At 38.1% G+C, this 20,016-nt stretch carries 17 protein-coding genes and 1 tRNA gene; 14 read left to right on the forward strand and 4 right to left on the reverse strand.

Annotation, left to right across the window (positions count from 1 at the left end; genetic code table 11):
• Window positions 1-654 carry a hypothetical protein gene (locus WC707_00735; protein ID MFA6065689.1) on the forward strand — a complete coding sequence of 218 codons (654 nt, stop codon included), beginning with the start codon at window positions 1-3 and terminating at the stop codon, window positions 652-654.
• Window positions 655-717: 63 nt separating this feature from the next.
• Here the strand turns inward: WC707_00735 and WC707_00740 are convergent, their stop codons facing one another.
• Window positions 718-2,511, reverse strand: a complete 1,794-nt coding sequence (locus WC707_00740) for a cytochrome c biogenesis protein CcdA (GenBank protein ID MFA6065690.1) — start codon at window positions 2,509-2,511, stop codon at window positions 718-720.
• Window positions 2,512-2,590: 79 nt separating this feature from the next.
• Here WC707_00740 and WC707_00745 point away from each other — a divergent pair.
• A tRNA-Ala gene (locus WC707_00745) sits at window positions 2,591-2,666 on the forward strand.
• 9 nt (window positions 2,667-2,675) lie between these two features.
• On the opposite strand, the gene WC707_00750 is transcribed toward WC707_00745, so the two are convergent.
• A complete protein-coding gene (locus WC707_00750) occupies window positions 2,676-3,479 on the reverse strand; it encodes a hypothetical protein (GenBank protein ID MFA6065691.1) in 804 nt (267 codons plus the stop codon).
• 68 nt (window positions 3,480-3,547) lie between these two features.
• Here WC707_00750 and WC707_00755 point away from each other — a divergent pair, with 68 nt between their 5' ends.
• The gene (locus WC707_00755) at window positions 3,548-4,960 is read left to right on the forward strand and encodes an HD domain-containing protein (protein ID MFA6065692.1); all 1,413 of its coding nucleotides are present in this window, start codon (window positions 3,548-3,550) and stop codon (window positions 4,958-4,960) included.
• Here WC707_00755 and WC707_00760 read toward each other — a convergent pair.
• Window positions 4,957-6,027: an ankyrin repeat domain-containing protein gene (locus WC707_00760; GenBank protein MFA6065693.1), complete on the reverse strand. Its 1,071-nt coding sequence runs from the start codon at window positions 6,025-6,027 to the stop codon at window positions 4,957-4,959. The two genes, WC707_00755 and WC707_00760, sit on opposite strands and share 4 nt — an antisense overlap.
• 335 nt (window positions 6,028-6,362) lie before the next feature.
• Between WC707_00760 and WC707_00765 the strand changes: the two genes are divergently transcribed.
• Window positions 6,363-6,560 (forward strand): hypothetical protein, encoded by a 198-nt coding sequence (locus WC707_00765; protein ID MFA6065694.1) that lies wholly within the window; start codon window positions 6,363-6,365, stop codon window positions 6,558-6,560.
• On the opposite strand, the gene WC707_00770 is transcribed toward WC707_00765, so the two are convergent.
• On the reverse strand, window positions 6,557-7,402 hold the full coding sequence (locus WC707_00770) for an ankyrin repeat domain-containing protein (GenBank protein MFA6065695.1): 846 nt from the start codon (window positions 7,400-7,402) through the stop codon (window positions 6,557-6,559). The two genes, WC707_00765 and WC707_00770, sit on opposite strands and share 4 nt — an antisense overlap.
• Before the next feature lie 185 nt (window positions 7,403-7,587).
• Here WC707_00770 and WC707_00775 point away from each other — a divergent pair, with 185 nt between their 5' ends.
• From WC707_00775 to WC707_00820, 10 genes are all read left to right on the forward strand, one after another.
• A complete protein-coding gene (locus tag WC707_00775; protein MFA6065696.1) occupies window positions 7,588-8,865 on the forward strand; it encodes a hypothetical protein in 1,278 nt (425 codons plus the stop codon).
• A 78-nt stretch (window positions 8,866-8,943) separates the two neighbouring features.
• Entirely contained in the window at window positions 8,944-9,606 is a 663-nt protein-coding gene (locus WC707_00780) for a MotA/TolQ/ExbB proton channel family protein (protein MFA6065697.1), read from the forward strand.
• Window positions 9,606-10,034, forward strand: coding sequence for a biopolymer transporter ExbD (locus WC707_00785; protein ID MFA6065698.1), 429 nt, complete (start codon window positions 9,606-9,608; stop codon window positions 10,032-10,034). Before WC707_00780 ends, WC707_00785 begins: the two co-directional genes overlap by 1 nt.
• A complete protein-coding gene (locus WC707_00790; protein ID MFA6065699.1) occupies window positions 9,997-10,752 on the forward strand; it encodes a TonB C-terminal domain-containing protein in 756 nt (251 codons plus the stop codon). The genes WC707_00785 and WC707_00790 overlap by 38 nt, the downstream gene beginning before the upstream one ends.
• Window positions 10,749-11,978 (forward strand): hypothetical protein, encoded by a 1,230-nt coding sequence (locus tag WC707_00795; protein MFA6065700.1) that lies wholly within the window; start codon window positions 10,749-10,751, stop codon window positions 11,976-11,978. The genes WC707_00790 and WC707_00795 overlap by 4 nt, the downstream gene beginning before the upstream one ends.
• Before the next feature lie 104 nt (window positions 11,979-12,082).
• Window positions 12,083-14,719: an ATP-dependent zinc metalloprotease FtsH gene (gene ftsH / locus WC707_00800; GenBank protein MFA6065701.1), complete on the forward strand. Its 2,637-nt coding sequence runs from the start codon at window positions 12,083-12,085 to the stop codon at window positions 14,717-14,719.
• Between the two features lie 3 nt (window positions 14,720-14,722).
• Window positions 14,723-15,019 (forward strand): hypothetical protein, encoded by a 297-nt coding sequence (locus tag WC707_00805; protein MFA6065702.1) that lies wholly within the window; start codon window positions 14,723-14,725, stop codon window positions 15,017-15,019.
• Window positions 15,020-15,161: 142 nt separating this feature from the next.
• Window positions 15,162-16,751 carry a hypothetical protein gene (locus WC707_00810; protein ID MFA6065703.1) on the forward strand — a complete coding sequence of 530 codons (1,590 nt, stop codon included), beginning with the start codon at window positions 15,162-15,164 and terminating at the stop codon, window positions 16,749-16,751.
• Window positions 16,752-16,780: 29 nt separating this feature from the next.
• Window positions 16,781-17,626 carry a hypothetical protein gene (locus WC707_00815; GenBank protein MFA6065704.1) on the forward strand — a complete coding sequence of 282 codons (846 nt, stop codon included), beginning with the start codon at window positions 16,781-16,783 and terminating at the stop codon, window positions 17,624-17,626.
• Between the two features lie 143 nt (window positions 17,627-17,769).
• Window positions 17,770-19,947, forward strand: coding sequence for a hypothetical protein (locus WC707_00820; protein MFA6065705.1), 2,178 nt, complete (start codon window positions 17,770-17,772; stop codon window positions 19,945-19,947).
• Window positions 19,948-20,016 lie beyond the last annotated feature (69 nt).

Here is a 20,016-nt window from a genome sequence, read left to right on the forward strand (position 1 = left end):
ATGAAACTTGTTTTAAATATAATACTTTTACTGTCTATTGTGCCTGCGCAGGCTATGCAGCTTACGCGCGTGGGGCGATTAGGGAACGCGCTGAGTAAGCATTCGATGCATGGTAAATCATTTTGTACGACGCAATCGCCTGTACAATTTTTGCACAAGCATTTTGAAGAACTTATCGCTTCGCCAGAAAAAAGAATGGATTTTGAAAAAAGATTTAATAATTCGAGTGAGCTTGATCAAAACAGTGTAAGAGCTTTGTTCTCGACTCAAAAAAATAGTTATTTGCAAGAAATAAATAAAGAAATGGCTGGGATAAAAGATCCAATAATCAATGGAAGAATGTTGTGTGGAGTTGGAGCATTGACAAGTTTTACTTTAGTGGGTCCTACTTACATATTAGCATTTGAAGTTGCTAACAAATGTGCAGATATAACCGGTTCTGATGTAATTGGAGCTGTCCCACTTATACCTATAATTGCTGGTTCGCTCTCATTGACTATGATTGGTGGTGTCTTAATGGGTGCCGCGATTGGTAGTGGTTCTGAGTTTAATTATCAGGTGCGTACAAAAAAGAATGCAAGAAAACGTGAGCAATTATTTGAAAAGCAGAAAGCGGTTCAAGAATTGTCTGAGATTTTTGAATCTAAAAAATAAAAATTTGTGTGCATATTAAAGTTGGTTTAAAGAGGGGAAGGCATAGCGCCTTCCCCTTAAAAATTAAAGCTCTTGCACTTCTTTAATAAATGCTTCTGGAGAAACATCAAGAAGTTCGCTGCCCCATTTTTTGAGAATTGTTCCTGATTGCGGATCAATCAAGAGTATTGTCGGGAAGCCTATAATCGAAAATTTATTTTGTATCGATGAACAGGGTTCTGCTTGCGGATTAGTGCAATCTATGTGAACCAATGTAAATTTTTGTAACGCAGTAATGACCTGTGCATTGCCAAAGAGATTGCGTTCAATAGCTTTGCATGATGAACACCAGGCAGCTCCAAAATCTATCATGAGTAATGTTTTGTTGTCTAGCGCTTGCGTTATTGCTAATTCATAATCAGAAAGCCACGCTTCATGCATGGTATGTTCCTGAGAAATAAACGTTGTTTTATAAGCTTGAAAAAGTGATAGACCAGCACTTATGAGTAAGATGAGACCTACAAGATATTTGTAGCGTTTCAGCGTTTTAGCGTCATGCTTTTTTATAGAAGCGATATAAAAGCTGCCACAGACTAATAAAAATCCTGCAGCAAGTAAGAGCACGAGATACCATGGTGCAATGTTGCTGATATAATAAAAACACATGCTGATTAACATGAGCCCGAAGAGTTTTTTAACTTCGATCATCCACATGCCTGCACGCGGAAGAAGATTGAGCGAGCTTGAAAATGTTCCGATAAGTAATAACGGCATGCCAAGACCTAATCCAAAACAATATAGTAGCGAAAAGCCGAGCAGTTTATTGCCCAATGTTGCAACAACGCTTAATAACAGTAAGAGCCCTGGTGAAAGGCATGGAGATGCAACAGATCCACTGATTGCACCAAAAATAAATGCAGAAATATATGATCCCTGGCGAACCGTATGATTTTTTGGTTGCATAAAGCGTGGTATGTACATTTCATAGATACCGAGCATGGATCCGGCAAGGTACAGCAAAAAAGAACAGAGTAAGAGAACAAATGTTGGATTGCCTAATAATAAACCAAATTGAGCGCTTCCTGATGCTGCCAAAAGACCGAGCAGAGCAAAGGTTGTTGCAATCCCCATGGTATACGATAAGGCGAGCAGGAAATTTTTTGCAATACTGCTACCGCTGCTTGTTTGTAAAATACCAACAGTGATAGGAATCATAGGATAAATGCACGGAGTTAAGCTCATCATAATTCCCAATAAAAATGCAGTGAGGAAACGTACGGCAGGGTGTTGTGTCGTTTCGATAGCTTGAGAGAGTTGTTTTTTTAAGAGGGTGAGAGCGTTTGTTATATATGATATAACATGTGTAATATTTTCTTTGAAAAGCTTTACAAGCGACGTTGGCTGATACGACCTATTGGGGCATGTTATACGTTGTGTTGGCTTTTCTTCAGTAATCTGTGCTTCTTCGTTGCTCGCAATATCAAAAAAATGTTCTTCGGGTTTATTTTTTTCCCGTATATAGCGCATATAGAGCTGAGCGGGGTTATTGTTGTGCTTGTTTTTATGAGCGATAATAGTGAATGTAACGGGGCCTTGAAATACGTCTACGCGCTCTTGTGATATTGTGTCAAAAATTGTGGTAGCAGGTGTAGCGCTTTGCCACGGCTGAAGTTGAATGTCCTGATTGTCTAGTGAAAAAGCTAGCGAATCTTTGTAAATATATTCCTGTGGGCTGAGATTACATGTAACAGAAAGCTCATGTGTTGTGTCATCAATTATTGTATCGTTGAACGTGCACGGTATGGCCGCTGTGGCGGATATCGTCGATAGCGATAAAAAATGTATCATAAAAATTGATACTAGATTTTTTTTAATCATAAAAGACCCTTTTTGTGAAGTAATTATTTGCAATTTTGAACGCTCTATCTTACACTTTTAGTATAGCATGAATTTTTTAGGGGCTGTAGCTCAGTTGGTAGAGCGCATGGATGGCATTCATGAGGTCACCGGTTCGATCCCGGTCAGCTCCACCAGTCTTATAATTATACCAACTCTTCTATTTTTATATTGCCCTTAACAACATCCAGAGTGATTGGTGCTCCGCCATTACCGAATGTTGCCTTAAGATCTCGCATAACATTTTTCCATGCAGTTTTATTGAGCAGCGTTTTAATAGGGTTTAAAGTGACATTAAGAGTGCTTTCTATTGCTCCATGTAATGTTTTTGCATGAAGGTTTGCATTGATAGTTCTATCAAGATACAGTGTAATGCCCTTGCCAGCTTCTAGAAAAAGACTTGCTGTAGAAGGTAATTTTTTTTGTTGTGCACTAATTTTTCCATGCGGTGCTTTTGCGGTAATGGTCGATATGCCATTATTGATAAAAATATCACCATTTTCTGTTATTACTGATAGTATGCCTTCGGTGCCATTAAGTGTAATCAAGCCTTTTTTAGTGACAAGATTTACGGTTGCTCCTGTGGGAACTAAAAATGTGTAATCGAGCATAGTTTCTACATCGCTTTTTGAACGAGTGGAAACTATAACATGGGAACTTTTTATTTCTGTATGTAGCGCTGTATCATTGAGCTCATCATATGAGCCTTGCATTTCGATAAATAGTTTTTTTTGTTTGAACGGTTTGAGTGTAACGTTTCCATAAACTTCTATGGTTATTGTAGCGCTTGGATTTATATCATATTCTTTGGTGATGATTTCTGTTTGTTTTTTATTCCAGAGTGATGACCAAAAATCTTGCCAAGATCCTTGCCAAGAACCTTGCAATGTAAAGCTGTATAATGAAAGGCTATAGAGTACTATAGTAGAAAATATTCTTTTTTTTAGCATAATGTCCTTTATGAGAGTAAAATATTTTATAATTGTTATATAGTGTAACAAAAATAGTTTAGGTTGCCATGAATAGTATATATATTTCTTCTGAACAAAAAAAAGCATTAGCCACACTTTTCGAGCTGCATCCTATTATTAATGCAGTTGCTCAGGATTGCATGCGTACCGGTGGTAAAATATATCTTGTTGGCGGCGTTGTACGTGATGTGGTGATGAATCTGCCTATAAAAGATATTGATGTTGAAGTGCATGGGCTTACGCTTGAGCAGTTGACATTAGTATTGCGTCAATATGGCATTGTAAATTATGTGGGAAAAAGTTTTGGCGTGTTGCGTTTAGAGCACAGTATCATTGATTGGTCTTTGCCGCGTACGGATAGTGTTGGTCGTAAGCCGGAAGTTGTTGTTGATCCGTCACTTGATATTACTCGTGCATTACAGCGTCGTGATCTTACCATGAATGCGCTTGCATTGGATGTTGAACAGGATTGTATTATTGATCCGTTTGGCGGAATTTTAGATATACAGAATAAGATATTGCGCTCGCCCGACATTGCTTTTTTTGCAGAAGATCCCCTGAGATTTTTTAGAGTTATGCAATTTATTAGTCGCTTTGACATGTATCCGGATGCTATTTTGGAGAATACGTGTCGCACTATGAATCTTGCAGGTGTTTCTCGTGAGCGCATAGAGCAAGAGTTTGAAAAACTGCTTCTTCAATCGACATTTCCATCATTAGGCATTCGATGGTTGCAGTCCATTGGTCGATTAGAAGAATTATTTCCTGAGCTGGCAGCTCTTGTAGTTGTACCGCAAAATCCTGCATGGCACCCGGAAGGCGATGTTTTTGAACATACAATGCAGGTTGTAGATGCTGCTGCAGCGCTTACTATTACTGATAAAGAAACTCGTTTAATTATTTTATATGCTGCATTGTGTCATGATCTTGGCAAAGTGACGACAACGCGCGAGAAAGATGGAAAAATAATAAGTTATGGGCATGACGAAGCTGGCGTGCCTCTTGCGCAACAACTATTAAAGCGAATTACTCATGCGGCGCACATTATTGATTCGGTGAAAATTCTTGTTCGTCATCATATGGCGCCGGGGCTTTTTGCGCGTCAAAATGCGTCAGCATCGGCGTATAAAAGATTAGCGCTTAAGGTATCACCAGAGGTTTCTTTAGAAATGTTATCATATCTTTCTTACGCAGATTTTCGCGGGAGAAATGGTGAAGAGAACAGGCCCTTAATAGGATCCGTTCCAGAAGTTGATGTTTTTGTGCAAAAAGCACGCGATTATAATCTTTTACACGCGCCGGAAAAACCATTATTAGAGGGTAGAGATCTTCTTGATAACATTGAGCCCGGCCCGCGCATAGGCGCACTTGTTCGAGAAGCTTATCAGATCCAAATTAATGAAAATATTCGCGATAAAGAGCTATTAAAAACAAGAGTTTTAAAAATAAAAAAAGCTTAGAATCTTTTTTTATCAAACTTTCCCGTTAATTCACGAGTTCTTAATGCTAACAATACATTTTTTTGACGTGTTTTTTTTGCGAATTGTTCATACTCAACTTTTGCGCCTGCTGTAATAATTTCTTTGATTGCGTAAGGCTTTTGAGCTATACAATCTTTGACAAGAGTTCTAAATGTTGCATCTGGGTATCGAATCAGATCAGGAGGTGTTACGCCATTTTTGTTTTTTGTTGTATCCATTGTAGGCAATAATTCTTTTTGCCAAGCGTGATATAGAAACAGTTTTACAATAAATCTTTTGTTTTCCATGGTCAGATCATTATCATCCCATGACCGACTTAAGTTACAAGCTATGTGCATGGGTGTATTGTGGTAAGTGTCTTTTATGAATATATTTGCCCCATGATCAATTAATTCTGCGATTTGTTGTGTATTGTGTTTTTTGGTTGCTTTATGTAGCGGGCTTTCTCCATCAGCGTCTTGTGCATCTACTTGAGCGCCGGCGCTCAATAATAATTGTGTTGTGGTTGAATTTTTTGACATATGAAGCGGTGTTGTTCCCGCAGGAAACCAACTTGGAGACACTGTTAACAGAGAAGTATTGCTTCCTTGCATATCAAGGCGAGCGCCTTTGTTCAGCAAAGCTTTTACAACTTCAGTTTGATTATTGTATACAGCTCCGTGCAATGAGGTCAGTCCATTTAGATCTTGAAGGTTTGGGTTAGCTCCTGCAGCGAGTAATATTTCCATAACAGCAATTTGTTCAGGGGTTTTACAATGATGTAAGCTAAGATAGTGTAAAGGCGTTTGCCCGTTTTTATTTTGAATATCTGGATTTGCATTATGCTTGAGTAAAACTGATGTAATTTCGGTAAATCCGTCTAGCAGTAGAGCATTATAGTGCAATGGTGTATTGCCACTGTTATTTTGAATATTAGGGTCTGTTTTTTTATGCAGTAATGTTTTGACTGTGTGTAGATCGTTTTTGATAACCGCGTCTATCAATTCGATGTTTCCACCAGCTTGAATGCTTGTAGACACTATGAGTAATAATAATAAATTTAACATAATGCTTTTCCCATCAGGTAATTAATTTTAATATGGCTGTGTGCAATTTTATCAGATTTGTTTTGATTGTCTATTGAAATGTAAGCTTAATTAGTCTTATATGGTGCTTGCATAATCATTTTTGAGTGTGATAGTTTTTAATATATGTATATTTTTTATAATGCATTAATTACTCTTGATAATAATTTAGACGCTTTAAGCAAAACGTATAGTGCGAATCTGTTATATGGTACAAGATTTGCTGCTGATTACCCACAGTTAATTATTAATAAAAATCTATTTTCGCCGCTTGAGCATTGTTATCAAATACGCGTTCTAGACCAAATTGGAGTGGTGTGCAGAAAGCACGCGATTATAATCTTTTACACGCGCCGGAAAAACCATTATTAGAAGGCAGAGATCTTCTTGATAGTATTGAGCCTGGCCCACGCATAGGCACACTTGTTCGAGAAGCTTATCAGATCCAAATTAATGAAAATATTCGCGATAAAGAGCTATTAAAGAAAAGAGTTTTAAAAATAAAAAAAGCTTAGAATCTTTTTTCATCAAACGTTCCCGTTAATTCACGAGTTCTTAATGCTAACAATACATTTTTTTGACGTGTTTTTTTTGCGAATTGTTTATACTCAACTTTTGCGCCTGCTGTAATAATTTCTTTGATTGCGTAAGGCTTTTGAGCTATGCAGCCTTTGACAAGAGTTCTCAGTTTTGCATCTGTGTATGGAATCAGATCAAGAGGTGTTACGCCACTTTTGTTTTTTGTTGTACCAATTATAGGCAATAATTCTTTTTGCCAAGCATAATATAACAATAGTTGTGCAATGTCGGAGGATGATTGAGCCAATTCAAAGGCATAATGCACAGCTGTATTGCCCCAAGTGTTCTTTATGAATAAATTTGCTTCATAATTAATTAACTCTTGAATTTGCTTTATATGCATGCGTTGCACTGCATAAATGAGTGGTGTATTGCCCATGTAGTCTTGAGCATTTACTTGAGCACCAGCGCGTAATAATAATTTTGTTATAATTGACTCCTTTGAAATAAGGAGCGGCGTGGAGTCAAGAAAATCCTTATCTGCGTGTATTTGAATAAAGTAAGACCCTTGCACATTAACGAAAGCACCATTGCTGAGTAAATATTTTACGAATTCGATTGCATTATTGTATACGGCGCCATGTAATGGGGTTAATCCGTTTTTGTCTTGGATGTTGGGGTTTGCTCCTAAATTAAGTAATCTTGTTGCATCATGTATATTATTTTTCATAGCGGCTTGCACTAGTTTACAATCTTTGTCGATATGTTTTGGGGTACAGATTTGTCCGCCGGCTTGAGCTATGGTAGACGCTGTTAGTAATAATAATAAATTTAGCATGATGATATTTCTCGTTGATAATCAATTGTAATATAACAATGTGTAATTTTATCAGATACATCCGAGTTGTCGATTAAAATAAAAAATTAAATGTTGAAATTTTTAATATATGTTTGCTTGCGCAATAATTTTTGAGTGTGATAGTTTTTTAATATATGTATCTTTTTTATTAATTGGTGTCAGATATGAAAATTTTTTTTGCTGCGCTACTTTTTATTATGTTTTGCGGTGTTAAAGCAGATAATTTTGTGCATGCATTAATTACTCTTGATAATAATTTAGATTTTTTAAGCAAAACGTATAGTGCAAATCTGTTATATGGTACAAGATTTGCCGCTGACTACCCACAGTTAATTATTAATAAAAATCTATTTTCGCCGCTTGAGTATTGTTATCAAATACGCGTTCTAAATCAAACAGGAGTGGTGTGCGGATATCATGCGCTTAAAAATCTTTTTCTTTTTTTAGCGGCGTTAACCGCGCCTAGCTCATCAGAAGAAAAAAAATATCTTATTGATCTTGAAAGCCCAGAATATTTTACACAATTTAATACAAAGATAAGTACATTTTTAAAAAAACAAGATGTGTGTGGGGCTCTCAATGATGATGAGATAGCTCGTGTTATTAATAATATTGATAGATTTAGTGATCTTATGCCATCTGCCAGTGCTCAAAGAATTAAGTCATTAATTATGCCTCGGGTAATTGTTCCTAATCAATTTTCCCCTGAAAGAAAAAATATGATTATAGCCGATGGCGAGGCGGTTTTTACTGAATACGAACGGTATAGTATGCCCGATGCATATAAAGATGTATTTATTATGTACTATATTTTTTCAACGATTGATCCATCGTATATTGATAAATTATATAACAGCAAAAAAAATATCGATCAAGAACTGTACGGGTTTGTTCTTCAGGTTGGCAAGGGCCTCACGTCTGCTGCAACAGCACATTGGATTGCGATTGTTGTTAATTTACATGCCCAACGCAATGAATGTTTTATTCTTAATTCTATTGCCGGAGAAGGTCCCTTTGCGCTTGCGAGTAAAGAATTTATTACACACTACAAGCAACTGAATGATCTTACTTTGGAGGGATTGCAAGGCCTTATTGTGCGCGTAGCTGTTGCTCAGCATAATTTTTCTCTTGAAAGTATTGAAGTGTTAAAAAAAATACACGCGGAATCTGAAGAAGTAGTTTTACCCCAAAAAACTCTTATATTTCGATCGTACGATTCTATTCTCAATGAACGAGTTCAGGCGCTTGAAAATCTTATGAGCACGATTCGCAAATATGATAGTGCGTCAATTGAATTATTTAAGAATGTGTATAAACCTGTTTTATCAAAAAAAATAAATATGTTACGTGATGTTATTGAGCAAGCAGGGCAAGAAAAACTTATTTCTGAAAAAGAAATGAAGAATCTGCTCGCTAGAATTTCTGCAATTACTTTGCAATAAAGAGCCTTTTTTATAAACTATCTTATGCAGATCATACAGAGCCAGATTAATGTTAAAAAAATAGTGTAAGGGATAGGCATGAATATAATTGGTAATTCGTTGTGGGAAATATTGCGCCAAGTTGATATTGTTACGCTACTTATTTTGATGTTTTTGTTATTGATGTCGATAACCTGTTGGGCTATTGCATTATATAAGTTAACCCTTATTCGTAGTAAGCAAAAAGAGGTTGATGATATTGCGCGATTTGTTGCTACAGCACATACGCGTGAAGATTTAGAAAAAATAGCCCTGCAATGTCAGGGGACGGTAGGCGGTGTTGTTTTGCAGCAGATGCTTGCTGCTGCGCGCAGAAACATGTCAGAAAAAGAATGTGAATTATGGCTATTATCTTTGGATCGTGAATGCGCTCATATTATTCGTCACGAAGAAGAATATATGACGGTCATTTCTACGAGTGCGGCAGCATCGCCCTTGATTGGATTGTTTGGTACGGTATGGGGATTGATACATTCTTTTCTACGTATTAGTCAGCAGCAATCAGCGGATATCGCAACGGTTGCTCCCGGTATCGCAGAGGCATTAATCACAACGCTCGCGGGCTTGATAGTGGCGATTCCAGCGCTGATTCTTTTTCATTATATTTACGGAAAAATTCGTTCATTTGAATATAGTTTTTTGGATGTAATAGATACATGCACATGGATTATTCAGCGATCGTTTATTTCTAAGGAGTTATAATGGCACGTTATTCGCGCATGCGCGGCAGGAATAGAAATCTAATAACTATGCCAGAAATCTCATTAACGCCGCTCATTGATACAGCCCTTGTATTGCTGGTTATTTTTATGGTGGCGACCCCCATGATGCATAATTCACTTAAAATTGATTTGCCTCAGGGGAAGAGTGCCGAAGTTGATACGGTTCCGCAAGAAATTATTGTATTTATGGATAAGCAGGGCGTGTTGTTTGTGAATGATCAGCACGTGACACATGCCAATCTTGCATCGGCATTAAAAAAGAAAATATTAGATATGCATAATGATAGAGTTTCAATTCAGGCTGATGGGGCATTGCAATGGGAAGCAATTTATCAGCTAGCAGAATTTATTCAAGATAGTGGGGTTGAGCATGTTGCTTTTGTGGGACAGCGACCAAAGGCTGCATAGCAGTATATATATATCCTGTATTGTTCACGGTATATTGTTTGGTGGTATTATTTATTTTTCTTATCATCAAAAAGAGCTTCGGTTAAAAATTTCTACTGACGGTAAAAAAACGCCAGTTTTATTTGTGAGTCGCAAAAAATATCAAAAAAATAGTAAGCAGCCATCACATATTTCTTCTCAGAAAAAAAGTTTGTCTCGCAAAAGTGTGACACGGGCAGCGCAAAAAGTTGCGCCAAAAAAAGTGCGTTCTGCGCCGGTGACAAAGCCGTCACCACAAACGCATCGGTTTGCCAGTGTGTATCCACGCAGCGCTTTGCCGCCAAAAAAAATTATTAAACCAGAAAAAAAAGAAAAAAAAGTCGCACAACACGTATTGCCAGAGCTGTTACCGGCAGAACCAGAGCATGTAGAACAGAGCCAAGAAGATATAATTCAGCATGATCATGATATACCTGTGGTAGAACGTGATGAATACGTTGAACTGTATCAAGATATTTATAATAATTGGCAAATTCCACGAGGTTTTTCTCCTGAATTATCATGTACATATCGTGTTATGGTGACGACTGAGGGTAAAGTTGCTGACGTTGTTTTGCAAAAAAGCTCTGGAGTATTAGTGTATGATACGGCCTGTCAGGCAGCTCTATTTAAAACAACATACCCAAAATCAATATGGGGAAAAGAATTTACAATAAGCTTTGATAAAGAGGTGTTATGATTTTTTTAGTTACAGTATTGTATGTGATAAGTATATTGACCAGCGCTCTTCAAGCGCATCCTGGTCATGAAGCCCCAATGAACATTTTTGTTGGTATTATTGAACCGCAGGAAACTCTTGTAGAAGTTGCACAAGGTGTTGCTGAACATTTAGCATATAGTAAGCAGTTTGTCGTAACATGTTTGCCCGTTGAATTTCCCAAAAGTAAACAAGATGTTACCAAGCTGTTTGATAGTGGATATCCTTTGGCTTTGTTTATATCGCAAGAAAAAGGATCGCAGGCTATTTTGTGGCGATTATATGATGCAACGCGGGGAGTTATGTGTAAAGGAAAGCGCTATGATTATAATGGTTTGCTGCCGCATCATATAGCCCAAACTATTGCGCATGATGTGTGGTTTGAAATGACGGGAGAATTTAGTTCATTTAGCTCTTGTATTAGTTATATAAAAAAAAATAAAACTAAAACAACTTCAACATATAATCTGTGTTTGATGGATTATAACGGCAAACATAATAAAGTGTTGTATGCAACACAACGTATTATTATTGTACCAGCATGGAATAACGATATAAAAAAATTACATATTGTTTTTTCTGAGTTTACCCCCTATAATGTGCGGCTGCTTGCAATAGATATGCAGGGGAAATTGCGATCTGTTCTTGATGCTGATGGTACCTATGCTGGTGTTGCTTATGCTCATAAAGGTAAAGACGTTGTTTATTGTCGTTCTGGAGAAGTGTGGCATTATCATTATGATCAAGACCAAAAAAAAGGCATTCATGAGTTAATTATTCAGGATGATGAAACATGTGCATCTCCTAATATTACTGTGGAGGGGGATGTTATTTACTGTTCTCAAGGCAAAGTGAAATATTATAAAAAATCTAATAAATCTATAACTATCGTAACGCCAGAAGGCTATTGCGTAGCTCCAACGTATACAAGTTGTGGTAATAAAATTGCTTATTCTCGGCGTATGCGTGAGCATATGCAATTATTTGTGCATGATACTGGTGCAGGAACGCATCGACAAATAACGTTTGATAAGGGGGATAAGACAGACTCCTCTTGGTCTCCGTGCGGCAATTATTTGGCATTTGTTTATATAGAGAAGGGGTTATCTCAGATCGGGATCATCCATGTTAAAACGGGAGCTCGTTATATGGTAACATCACCTCTGGAAAATTGCTCTTATCCGTCATGGTCGCCCTTTTTACAGTAGTGCATATTGCTGTAATTATCGACAAAATTATATTTTTTGTGTATTATTTTATGTAAAGACTCTTGTTTTATCAGAATTTAAATGTATTATACGGCAGGTATGTTATGAAATTTACCAAAATGAATTTTAAAAATTTTAAAAGTGGTCCTCGCAATGTCATGATGATGGTAGCGCTCTTTACCATCAGTCTTTTAGTGATGACCAAATTAACTGATTATTCCCGTTCAACTCAAGCAATGAGTTATTCCGCGTTTTTAAAAAATGTAGAAACCGACCAGGTCAAGGCGGTCCATATTTCTGGGCAGGATGTTACCGGGGCGCTTAAAGATGGCAAAAGATTTGAAACGGTCATTGCAGACAATAATCAAAATTGGGATCTTTTACGAAAGCACAATGTTGAATTTTCTGTAGGGTCAGCCTCAGGGCAATTTTCAGTGTGGCATTTGGTGTTTCTTGCATTTTTTGTTCTTTCTCTTGGAGCGATTTGGTTTTTTGTGCGACAAAACAGAGGTTCTGGCGGTGGCAGCACTCTTTTTTCAATGGGCAAGAGTAAAGCAAAGATGTTTATGCCTTCACAAATAAAAATTAATTTTGATGCAGTTGCAGGAGCTCAAGAAGCTAAAGATGAACTAAAAGATATTGTCGACTTTTTAAAAAATCCTGAAAAATACAAAAAGCTTGGCGCGACCTTAACGCGCGGCGTGTTGTTGGTGGGTGAGCCAGGTAATGGCAAAACGTTGTTGGCAAAGGCTGTTGCAGGCGAAGCAAATTGCCCATTTTTTAGCATAAGCGGATCTGATTTTATAGAAGTATTTGTTGGTGTTGGGGCTGCTCGCATGCGAGATCTTTTTGCTCAAGCGCGCAAAAATGCTCCAAGTATTATATTTATAGATGAAATTGATGCCATTGGTCGTCAGCGCGGTGGCGGTATTGGTGGTGGCGGTCTTGAGGAGCGTGAGCAAACGCTCAATCAGTTGTTAACCGAGATGGATGGATTTGATTCTTCTTCGGCTGCTCCCGTTGTTGTTCTTGCAGCGACCAATATTCCCGATGTTCTCGATAAAGCGTTATTGCGTCCTGGCAGATTTGATAGAAGAATTAGTGTCCCGTTTCCGGATATTCATGCACGCGAGCAAATTTTAAAAATTAATGCTCAGGCAAGTAAGCTTTCTCCGGATGTTGATTTATATGCTATAGCGGTTAAAACAGCAGGTTTTAGTGGTTCTGATTTAGCAAATTTGGTAAATCAGGCAGCATTGAATGCGTCTAAAAAAAATCAGGAGCTTATTACGCAGGCTGATTTTGACTATTCTTATGCAAAGCTGTTGCAATCGCAAGATGCTCAGGCCGTGACTAGCTCTATGGATGCTCGTACGTCGAGTAAGGCTAAGATGTATATGCCAACGCAGGTTAAGGTTAATTTTAATTCTGTTGCGGGTGTTCATGAAGCTAAAGAAGAATTATATGATGTTGTTGATTTTTTAAAAAATCCTAAAAAATATCATGATATCGGTGCGCGGCTAACGCGCGGTGTTTTGCTAGTCGGTGAGCCCGGTAATGGTAAAACGTTGCTAGCAAAGGCTGTTGCGGGTGAGGCTAATTGCCCATTTTTTAGCGCAAGCGGTTCAGAATTTGTTGAAGTATTTGTTGGTGTTGGTGCAGCGCGTGTGCGTGATCTTTTTGCGCAAGCCAGAAGACATTCTCCGAGTATCATATTTATAGATGAAATTGATGCGATAGGTCGTCAACGTGGTGGCTCTTCGTATAGCAATGATGAACGCGATCAGGCGCTTAATCAATTATTAACTGAGATGGACGGATTTGAATCACGCAATTCTTCGGTTATTGTTATCGCGGCTACTAATAGGGCTGACATCCTTGATAAGGCATTGTTACGGCCGGGTAGATTTGATCGTCGGGTTGATGTTCCGTATCCTGATTTGGTAAGTCGTGAAGAAATATTACAGGTCCATGCTCGTGGTGTAAAAATTGATGAATCGGTTGATTTAAAAAAGATTGCACGTGGAACTCCTGGTTTTTCAGGCGCTGCGCTGGAAAATCTTATTAATGAAGCTGCTACGCACGCAGCTAAGTTTAATAAGCCCTTAGTGACCTTAGAAGACTTTGATGAAGCTCGTGATAAAATTATTTTGGGCAAAGAAAGTAAGTCTATTATCATGTCTCCTAAAGAGCTAGAGATGACGGCGTATCATGAAGCTGGTCATGCGATGGTTACCTTGGTTATGCCAGAAGTGCTTGATCCGTTATACAAAGTAACTATTATTCCACGAGGTCCAGCATTGGGTGTAACGCATTCATTGCCAGAGCGGGATAAATATTCTGTAAATAAAGAAGAGCTTTTTGCTAAAATTATGATGTGCCTTGGTGGTAGGGCTGCAGAGGAATTGATATTTAATAATATTTCTGGTGGTGCTCGTAGTGATTTTATGAATGCTACCAATATTGCACACAATATGGTAACGCAATATGGCATGTCTGATGATCTCGGTATGGTTGTTTATCAAAATGGTCAGTATTCTCAAGAGAGTGCGGCAAAAATTGATCACGCCGTAAAATCTATTATTGATGACTGCTATAAAAAAACACAACAATTATTGGTTGATAATAAAGACAAGCTTGAGATCTTATCCAAGAAATTGTTAGAAAAAGAAACCCTTTTCGCGCACGAAATATATGAGCTTCTCGGGATAACTCCTCGTACAGATCATAGACTTTTGTAAATTATGAAAAAATATATAGGTGTGTTGCTGGTAGCGGCACACCTATTCAGCTCACTGCATTCATTTTCTCTTGATAAAAATTATAAAAAAGCTTTAGGCTTTGGCATTTTCTCTGTTGGCTCTGCTCTGTATCTTAAAGAAGAACTTAACAACTATTCTTTTGGGAATCCTTTCCCGCGTGTGATTATTGGTTCTGCGGGGACAAGTATTATATGCGGCGTCGTAAGCCTTGCTTATGGTCTTTTTGGAACGTATAGGCTTTGGAAGGCTGGTCGCGAACGGCCGTTTGATAAAAAATAAGAAAAAATTATAGTCGTTGTTATTTGTTTAATCATTGACAAATATGCGCAAAGTTAGATAAAATTGTTATATAATGGAAATATTTATAAAATATATTTCGATACAGATAGAAAATATGTAACAATTAACCAATGAGGGTCTTGTGAAACGTATGTTATTGCGAATGGCGCTCATAGCCGTGGTTGTCGCACAATGTGAAAATCAGGTGTTAGCCCAAACAGAACCAACGGGTTTGGGGCGATTTAGAAATTGGTGGCAGAAAAATATTGATACTCGGCCAGTCGAGCCGGCAAAAAGTATGTGGGCGCGATATACCCCATCCGAAGAAGTATATGAATTGGGGGCTCAGGAAGAAAGTTATAGGCCATTGATTAAGCAATATGCCACGGGCATGCGCGATTGGGTGCGCGACTCCATGTTTAAAAGAGCTCATGCATTGACTAAGCAAGATGCGCTTGAGCGTTCAGAAGAACAGGAAAAAAACATAATAAAACAAGTGATGCAGGCCGCAAGTCATCCAGGGGCTTTTCGGGGTATTTCTGAGGGTGATTGGCAGAGAGTCTTTAATTATATTAAAGCAAATCCTCATGATGTAGCAATTCAGGATGATTTTTGGGCAAGGATTATGTATGACCCTGGAATGATTGAAAAAATGAGAATGTATGCTCCGGAGCTTATAAATCAGTCTCGTGTATATTCGTATGCTGGCTTACGTGGTCCGGGTAATCTTTCAGCGATTAGCTCTCAACCAACAACGCCACTTGTTCGTGCTATAGAATTAGGAAGTGTTGCTGTTGCAAAAACTTTGTTGGATAATGGGGCAATAGTTGATGATGCAGCTCTTATGGCGATAAATAATGCTATGACAGAGATTGAAAGTTATCCGCTAAACTGGTTGGGTAGAGAACGTTCTGAAAAAAAAGAACAACTGAAAAATCTTAAGTTGCTCAAGCAAGAGCTTGATGATAAGTATATTGTCGATAGAGGTGCTTTTTCTCAATCTGGTGTTTTTGTTGACAAAGCTTTTGGGGAAGGACTGGCGGATGAGCAGCAACGTGCATTGGCAAGAAATAGAGTGCTCAATGTCGCAGATATGTTGCGAAGATCTGAAGTGCCAGTTAATAGTATTTCTGCAGATGATTTGCAAGCTGCTATTGATTATGTTCAAAGCAACCCTCATGATGGAGCGATATCGGATCTTTTTTTACAGGCAATGACAAGCGATCCTGAAAGACTTAATGAGTTTCAGGGAGCGTTGATGCGAAAATTATCATTAGGGAGTTACTATTTGATTCCATTTTATCAGGCTCTTATGAATCAACCTAGCTTATATTCGAGTAGCGGTGAAAAGATAACGCCTCTTGTTCATGCTATAGAGATGGGAAATATTCGTGGTCTATATATGTTGTTTGATTCTCAAGGTGGGCCGCTTAATGTCGATAAGAGTGCGCTAAGGGCAATTGATAAATCTGTGGCGGAAACGGAAGCAAAGTTTAAGGATCTTAGTCAATATTCATCGCGTAATGCTATGGAGTCAATAAGTCCTAGCCAAAAGCGGGCTAAGGAACTTCTTAAACAGAAGCTCTATAAAGAGCTTAATGAAAAATTAGCTCTGAGGGATAAATTATATAATAACTATTTAATGCGTGATCAATCTGAGTGGCACTTTCAGCAAAGACTTTTTAGGGACTATCCTTCTAGTCAGCTCAGTCGTGAAGAAAAGGGCTGGTAAAGTATAACAATGTAAGAAAGAGGTGTTTTGTGAAACGTATGTTATTGCGAATGGCGATCATAGCAGTGGTTGTCGCACAATGTGAAAATCAGATATTAGCCCAAACAGAACCAACGGGTTGGTGGCAGTCGGCCAAAAAGTGGCGGCAGGCAAATATTGATAGAGAGAAAGCCAAGCCGGCAAAAAGTATGTGGGAGCGATATGCTCCATCAGAAGAGGTATATGAATTAGGGGCTCAGGAAGAAAGTTATAGGCCATTGATTAAGCAATATTTTCCAGATTTGCGTAATCGAGTATATGGTCAACGAGCACAGTTGCAACAACCTTGGCGTCCTCCTGTTCGCTATGGGGTAGTTACTACTCCGCCTCGATGTGAAAATCAACCAAAAGTGGTAGATAAACCAGAGGCGTCTAAACCTCTCGCCAAGGCTATTAATGCCGCTGATCCTGAAGCAGTACTCTTTCTGTTACTTTCTGGAGTTCCTGTGCATAAAGAAGATCTTGCTCGGGCTATTCAGGTTGGTGATCCTGAAATTGTAAACACGTTGTTGATGGCAGGGGTGCCCGTGGGGACAGCGGATATAGAAGCGGCAAAATTACGTATTGGGCTCTTTGCTCGATTCAACGCAAGGGGATTACGGGATGCAGAGCGCTTACAAAAAGGTGAACAAATTGTACAAGACCTTCTTCGGGTTGCAGCTGATGGACAAAGGGCTGATATACTACAAGACATCATGCAGCGAGGAAGACGCACATATGCGAAGAATTTGCCCAGTGACGAAGAATTGGAGCAATTTGTAGCACTTGCTAAAAGGCAAGCTAAAGACCGAAGGCGTGGAACGAGATCGTCTTTCGAGTATAGTGAATGCGATTGATATAAGCTCTTGAAAGAGAATTTAAATAAGGGGATATGTGTATACAACGCGTACCCCCCCTTATGCTTTGAACTTGACGCTTTCTTAATATAAGTTACAATTAGAAATAATAAACAATAATATTCGCCATAATGGAGATTTGCGTGAAAAAGTTGTTAACTATTTCTATAGTTACTTGTCTGCTGTATGGCCAGGGCGCGGAGGCTATGTGGGCGCGGGCTGGTGGGGGTTTATGTAAAAAAACTGCTCTTGTTAAAGCTGTAGCAGCTACAGGTGCTCTTGGCGCTGGTGTTTATGCTTATAAAAATAGAGATAATCTGCAGGATAAAGCCGTTAAAACGGGGCTTAATCTTATACAAGAATATGCCCCACAAGATAAAAAAGATCAGTACGCTTCGCGCGTTTTTACTACATTAAAAAAATATAAACCTGCGCTGCTGAGCTCAACGCTTGATTATTATGCAAATCGCTTTGCGAATGCTATTGCTACTCAACAAAAAATAGCTCAGCATGAAGAATCTGCTTTTCATGAATTTACGCAAGTTATTGCCCCTGATATAACGAAATTTCCCCTACCAATAATAGACTATGTGATGCAAAACAATCCACAGGCCCGCTCTTTATTTGTTGATGCCGCCGTTAATGATATAAAAAATCTTAATGAGGGATTGACGCATCTTTTGGTCGCTCAATATTTTTACAGCGATCCGAATACTTCATTGATTTTTCCTGGGCGTATCTATGACGATAATACTCGAAAAATTATTGACGCAATACAAGCTAATTTTAAAGATGTTGACGCCAGAGTCTTACGGGGCATTGTTATTAATTTTCATAAAGAAGTAAACAAAGCCTTTCATGATTTAACCGTAAAAAATATAACCAAAAAATATGCTCAGGGTTATATAGAATTTTTATGCTCTCGTGACCCGTTTTTATTGGCTGCTAGCTTACAACCCACGTTTGGTTATGATTTTTCTTCAGAGATGTTACAAGAATTGGCTACTGCCATGGAGAATAAGTTTAATGAAGTTCAATTTTCGATGGTAAAAGAACTCTTAGCATGCAATGCTTCTTTTTCAAATTTTTTTACCAGAAAAATTATTGAATGTATTGATATGCTTGATGCAATTACATTATCGATTATCATGAAAAACGCTTCTTACAGAAATCGTGGCAAAATGCTTAACGCGCTGCGTGATCGGCTTGTAAAAGATATACCGTTAACTGAAACTTTTTCGATACAAGATTTTTCTGCTATTCCAGAGTCAAAAGCTGGTCTTATAGATTTGTATAATCACTATTCGATACCGTGGTATCGTCCGGCGTTGGCGCACGTGTCAGCATCTCAAGCGATTAGCCAAACAGAAGCGCATGCATTGGTGCATCAGGATCTCATAAAAAAAGAATTTAGTGATGCATTAAAAGATCTTCAAGCGGTGTGCATGCTCAATAGCTTGCATGAAAAAGAAAAAGAAGAAGAGCGTGCGGGTAATTTTACTTTTGTACACGGATGCGCATGGGATTGGGATTTGAAGCAAGATATATTTACACATTTGATGGAAATCAAGCTCAATAAAAAATTTGAAGATTATAGATTTTTGCGTTTTAAAGACAATTATAATGTAACGCAAGTTGACGAAAGCGTGCATGCAACTTTGGCCCAGGGTAATGCTGAAGCATTGCGTTCTGATATCCTGTTTATGAACCACGCAGTATTTGGCAATAGCAGTAGAAAGGGCAGTTGTACGTTTGATTATTGGTATCATAATTATGATCAATCTGTTAACAATAATAGAAATCTCATCAACGCAGAAGAATTATTTGCACAAGTGGGCATGCGAGATTTTTTTACTAGATATAAAAAAGATATTCAAAATCTTGAACGGTTGCATAAAAAAGCAGAAAATAAAGGGGTTATATTATTAATTTCTGCCAATCAAGAGATGGTACGGCAGAATATATACCCTACTACGTCCGGCGGTGCAAAAGTTGTGGTGAAAACTAAAGATAAAAAGACGCTTGATTCCGCGCAAGCAATTATTACGCAACTCAAGCAAAACCCAACAGTATTACAGAACGCTGATGCTATCGAGTATGGGCTGCTGTGCAGCAATAAGTTTGTTCTTAATCCAGACAAAGCTGGTAAAGATATAAAAATATTTCCCTATAGCTTAGCCCACGGCACCCCTGCATATCAGGAATATTGCAATGCCCGCGATCAGCTGATGGCAAAAATAAAACGTGATATCTATGAACAAAATCATCCTGAATTGGTTCAAGAAAGTAGAGTACGCAGTATTTTAGCCATGAGTATGTAGTTTTAGTTATTGCTTTGACCTTGACACCCTTTTTGTATAAGTTACAATTAGAAATAATAATATTCGCCA

It is taken from the genome of Candidatus Babeliaceae bacterium, assembly GCA_041660765.1.
Lineage (GTDB): Bacteria > Babelota > Babeliae > Babelales > Babelaceae > JBAZVR01.

Bases quoted from the DNA above. Each gene is read 5' to 3' on its own strand.
- WC707_00735 (MFA6065689.1), top strand. From the start codon at position 1: ATGAAACTTGTTTTAAATATAATACTTTTACTGTCTATTGTGCCTGCG.
- WC707_00740 (MFA6065690.1), bottom strand. From the start codon at position 2,511: ATGATTAAAAAAAATCTAGTATCAATTTTTATGATACATTTTTTATCG.
- WC707_00750 (MFA6065691.1), bottom strand. From the start codon at position 3,479: ATGCTAAAAAAAAGAATATTTTCTACTATAGTACTCTATAGCCTTTCA.
- WC707_00755 (MFA6065692.1), top strand. From the start codon at position 3,548: ATGAATAGTATATATATTTCTTCTGAACAAAAAAAAGCATTAGCCACA.
- WC707_00760 (MFA6065693.1), bottom strand. From the start codon at position 6,027: ATGTTAAATTTATTATTATTACTCATAGTGTCTACAAGCATTCAAGCT.
- WC707_00770 (MFA6065695.1), bottom strand. From the start codon at position 7,402: ATGCTAAATTTATTATTATTACTAACAGCGTCTACCATAGCTCAAGCC.
- WC707_00775 (MFA6065696.1), top strand. From the start codon at position 7,588: ATGAAAATTTTTTTTGCTGCGCTACTTTTTATTATGTTTTGCGGTGTT.
- WC707_00780 (MFA6065697.1), top strand. From the start codon at position 8,944: ATGAATATAATTGGTAATTCGTTGTGGGAAATATTGCGCCAAGTTGAT.
- WC707_00785 (MFA6065698.1), top strand. From the start codon at position 9,606: ATGGCACGTTATTCGCGCATGCGCGGCAGGAATAGAAATCTAATAACT.
- WC707_00790 (MFA6065699.1), top strand. From the start codon at position 9,997: ATGTTGCTTTTGTGGGACAGCGACCAAAGGCTGCATAGCAGTATATAT.
- WC707_00795 (MFA6065700.1), top strand. From the start codon at position 10,749: ATGATTTTTTTAGTTACAGTATTGTATGTGATAAGTATATTGACCAGC.
- ftsH (MFA6065701.1), top strand. From the start codon at position 12,083: ATGAAATTTACCAAAATGAATTTTAAAAATTTTAAAAGTGGTCCTCGC.
- WC707_00805 (MFA6065702.1), top strand. From the start codon at position 14,723: ATGAAAAAATATATAGGTGTGTTGCTGGTAGCGGCACACCTATTCAGC.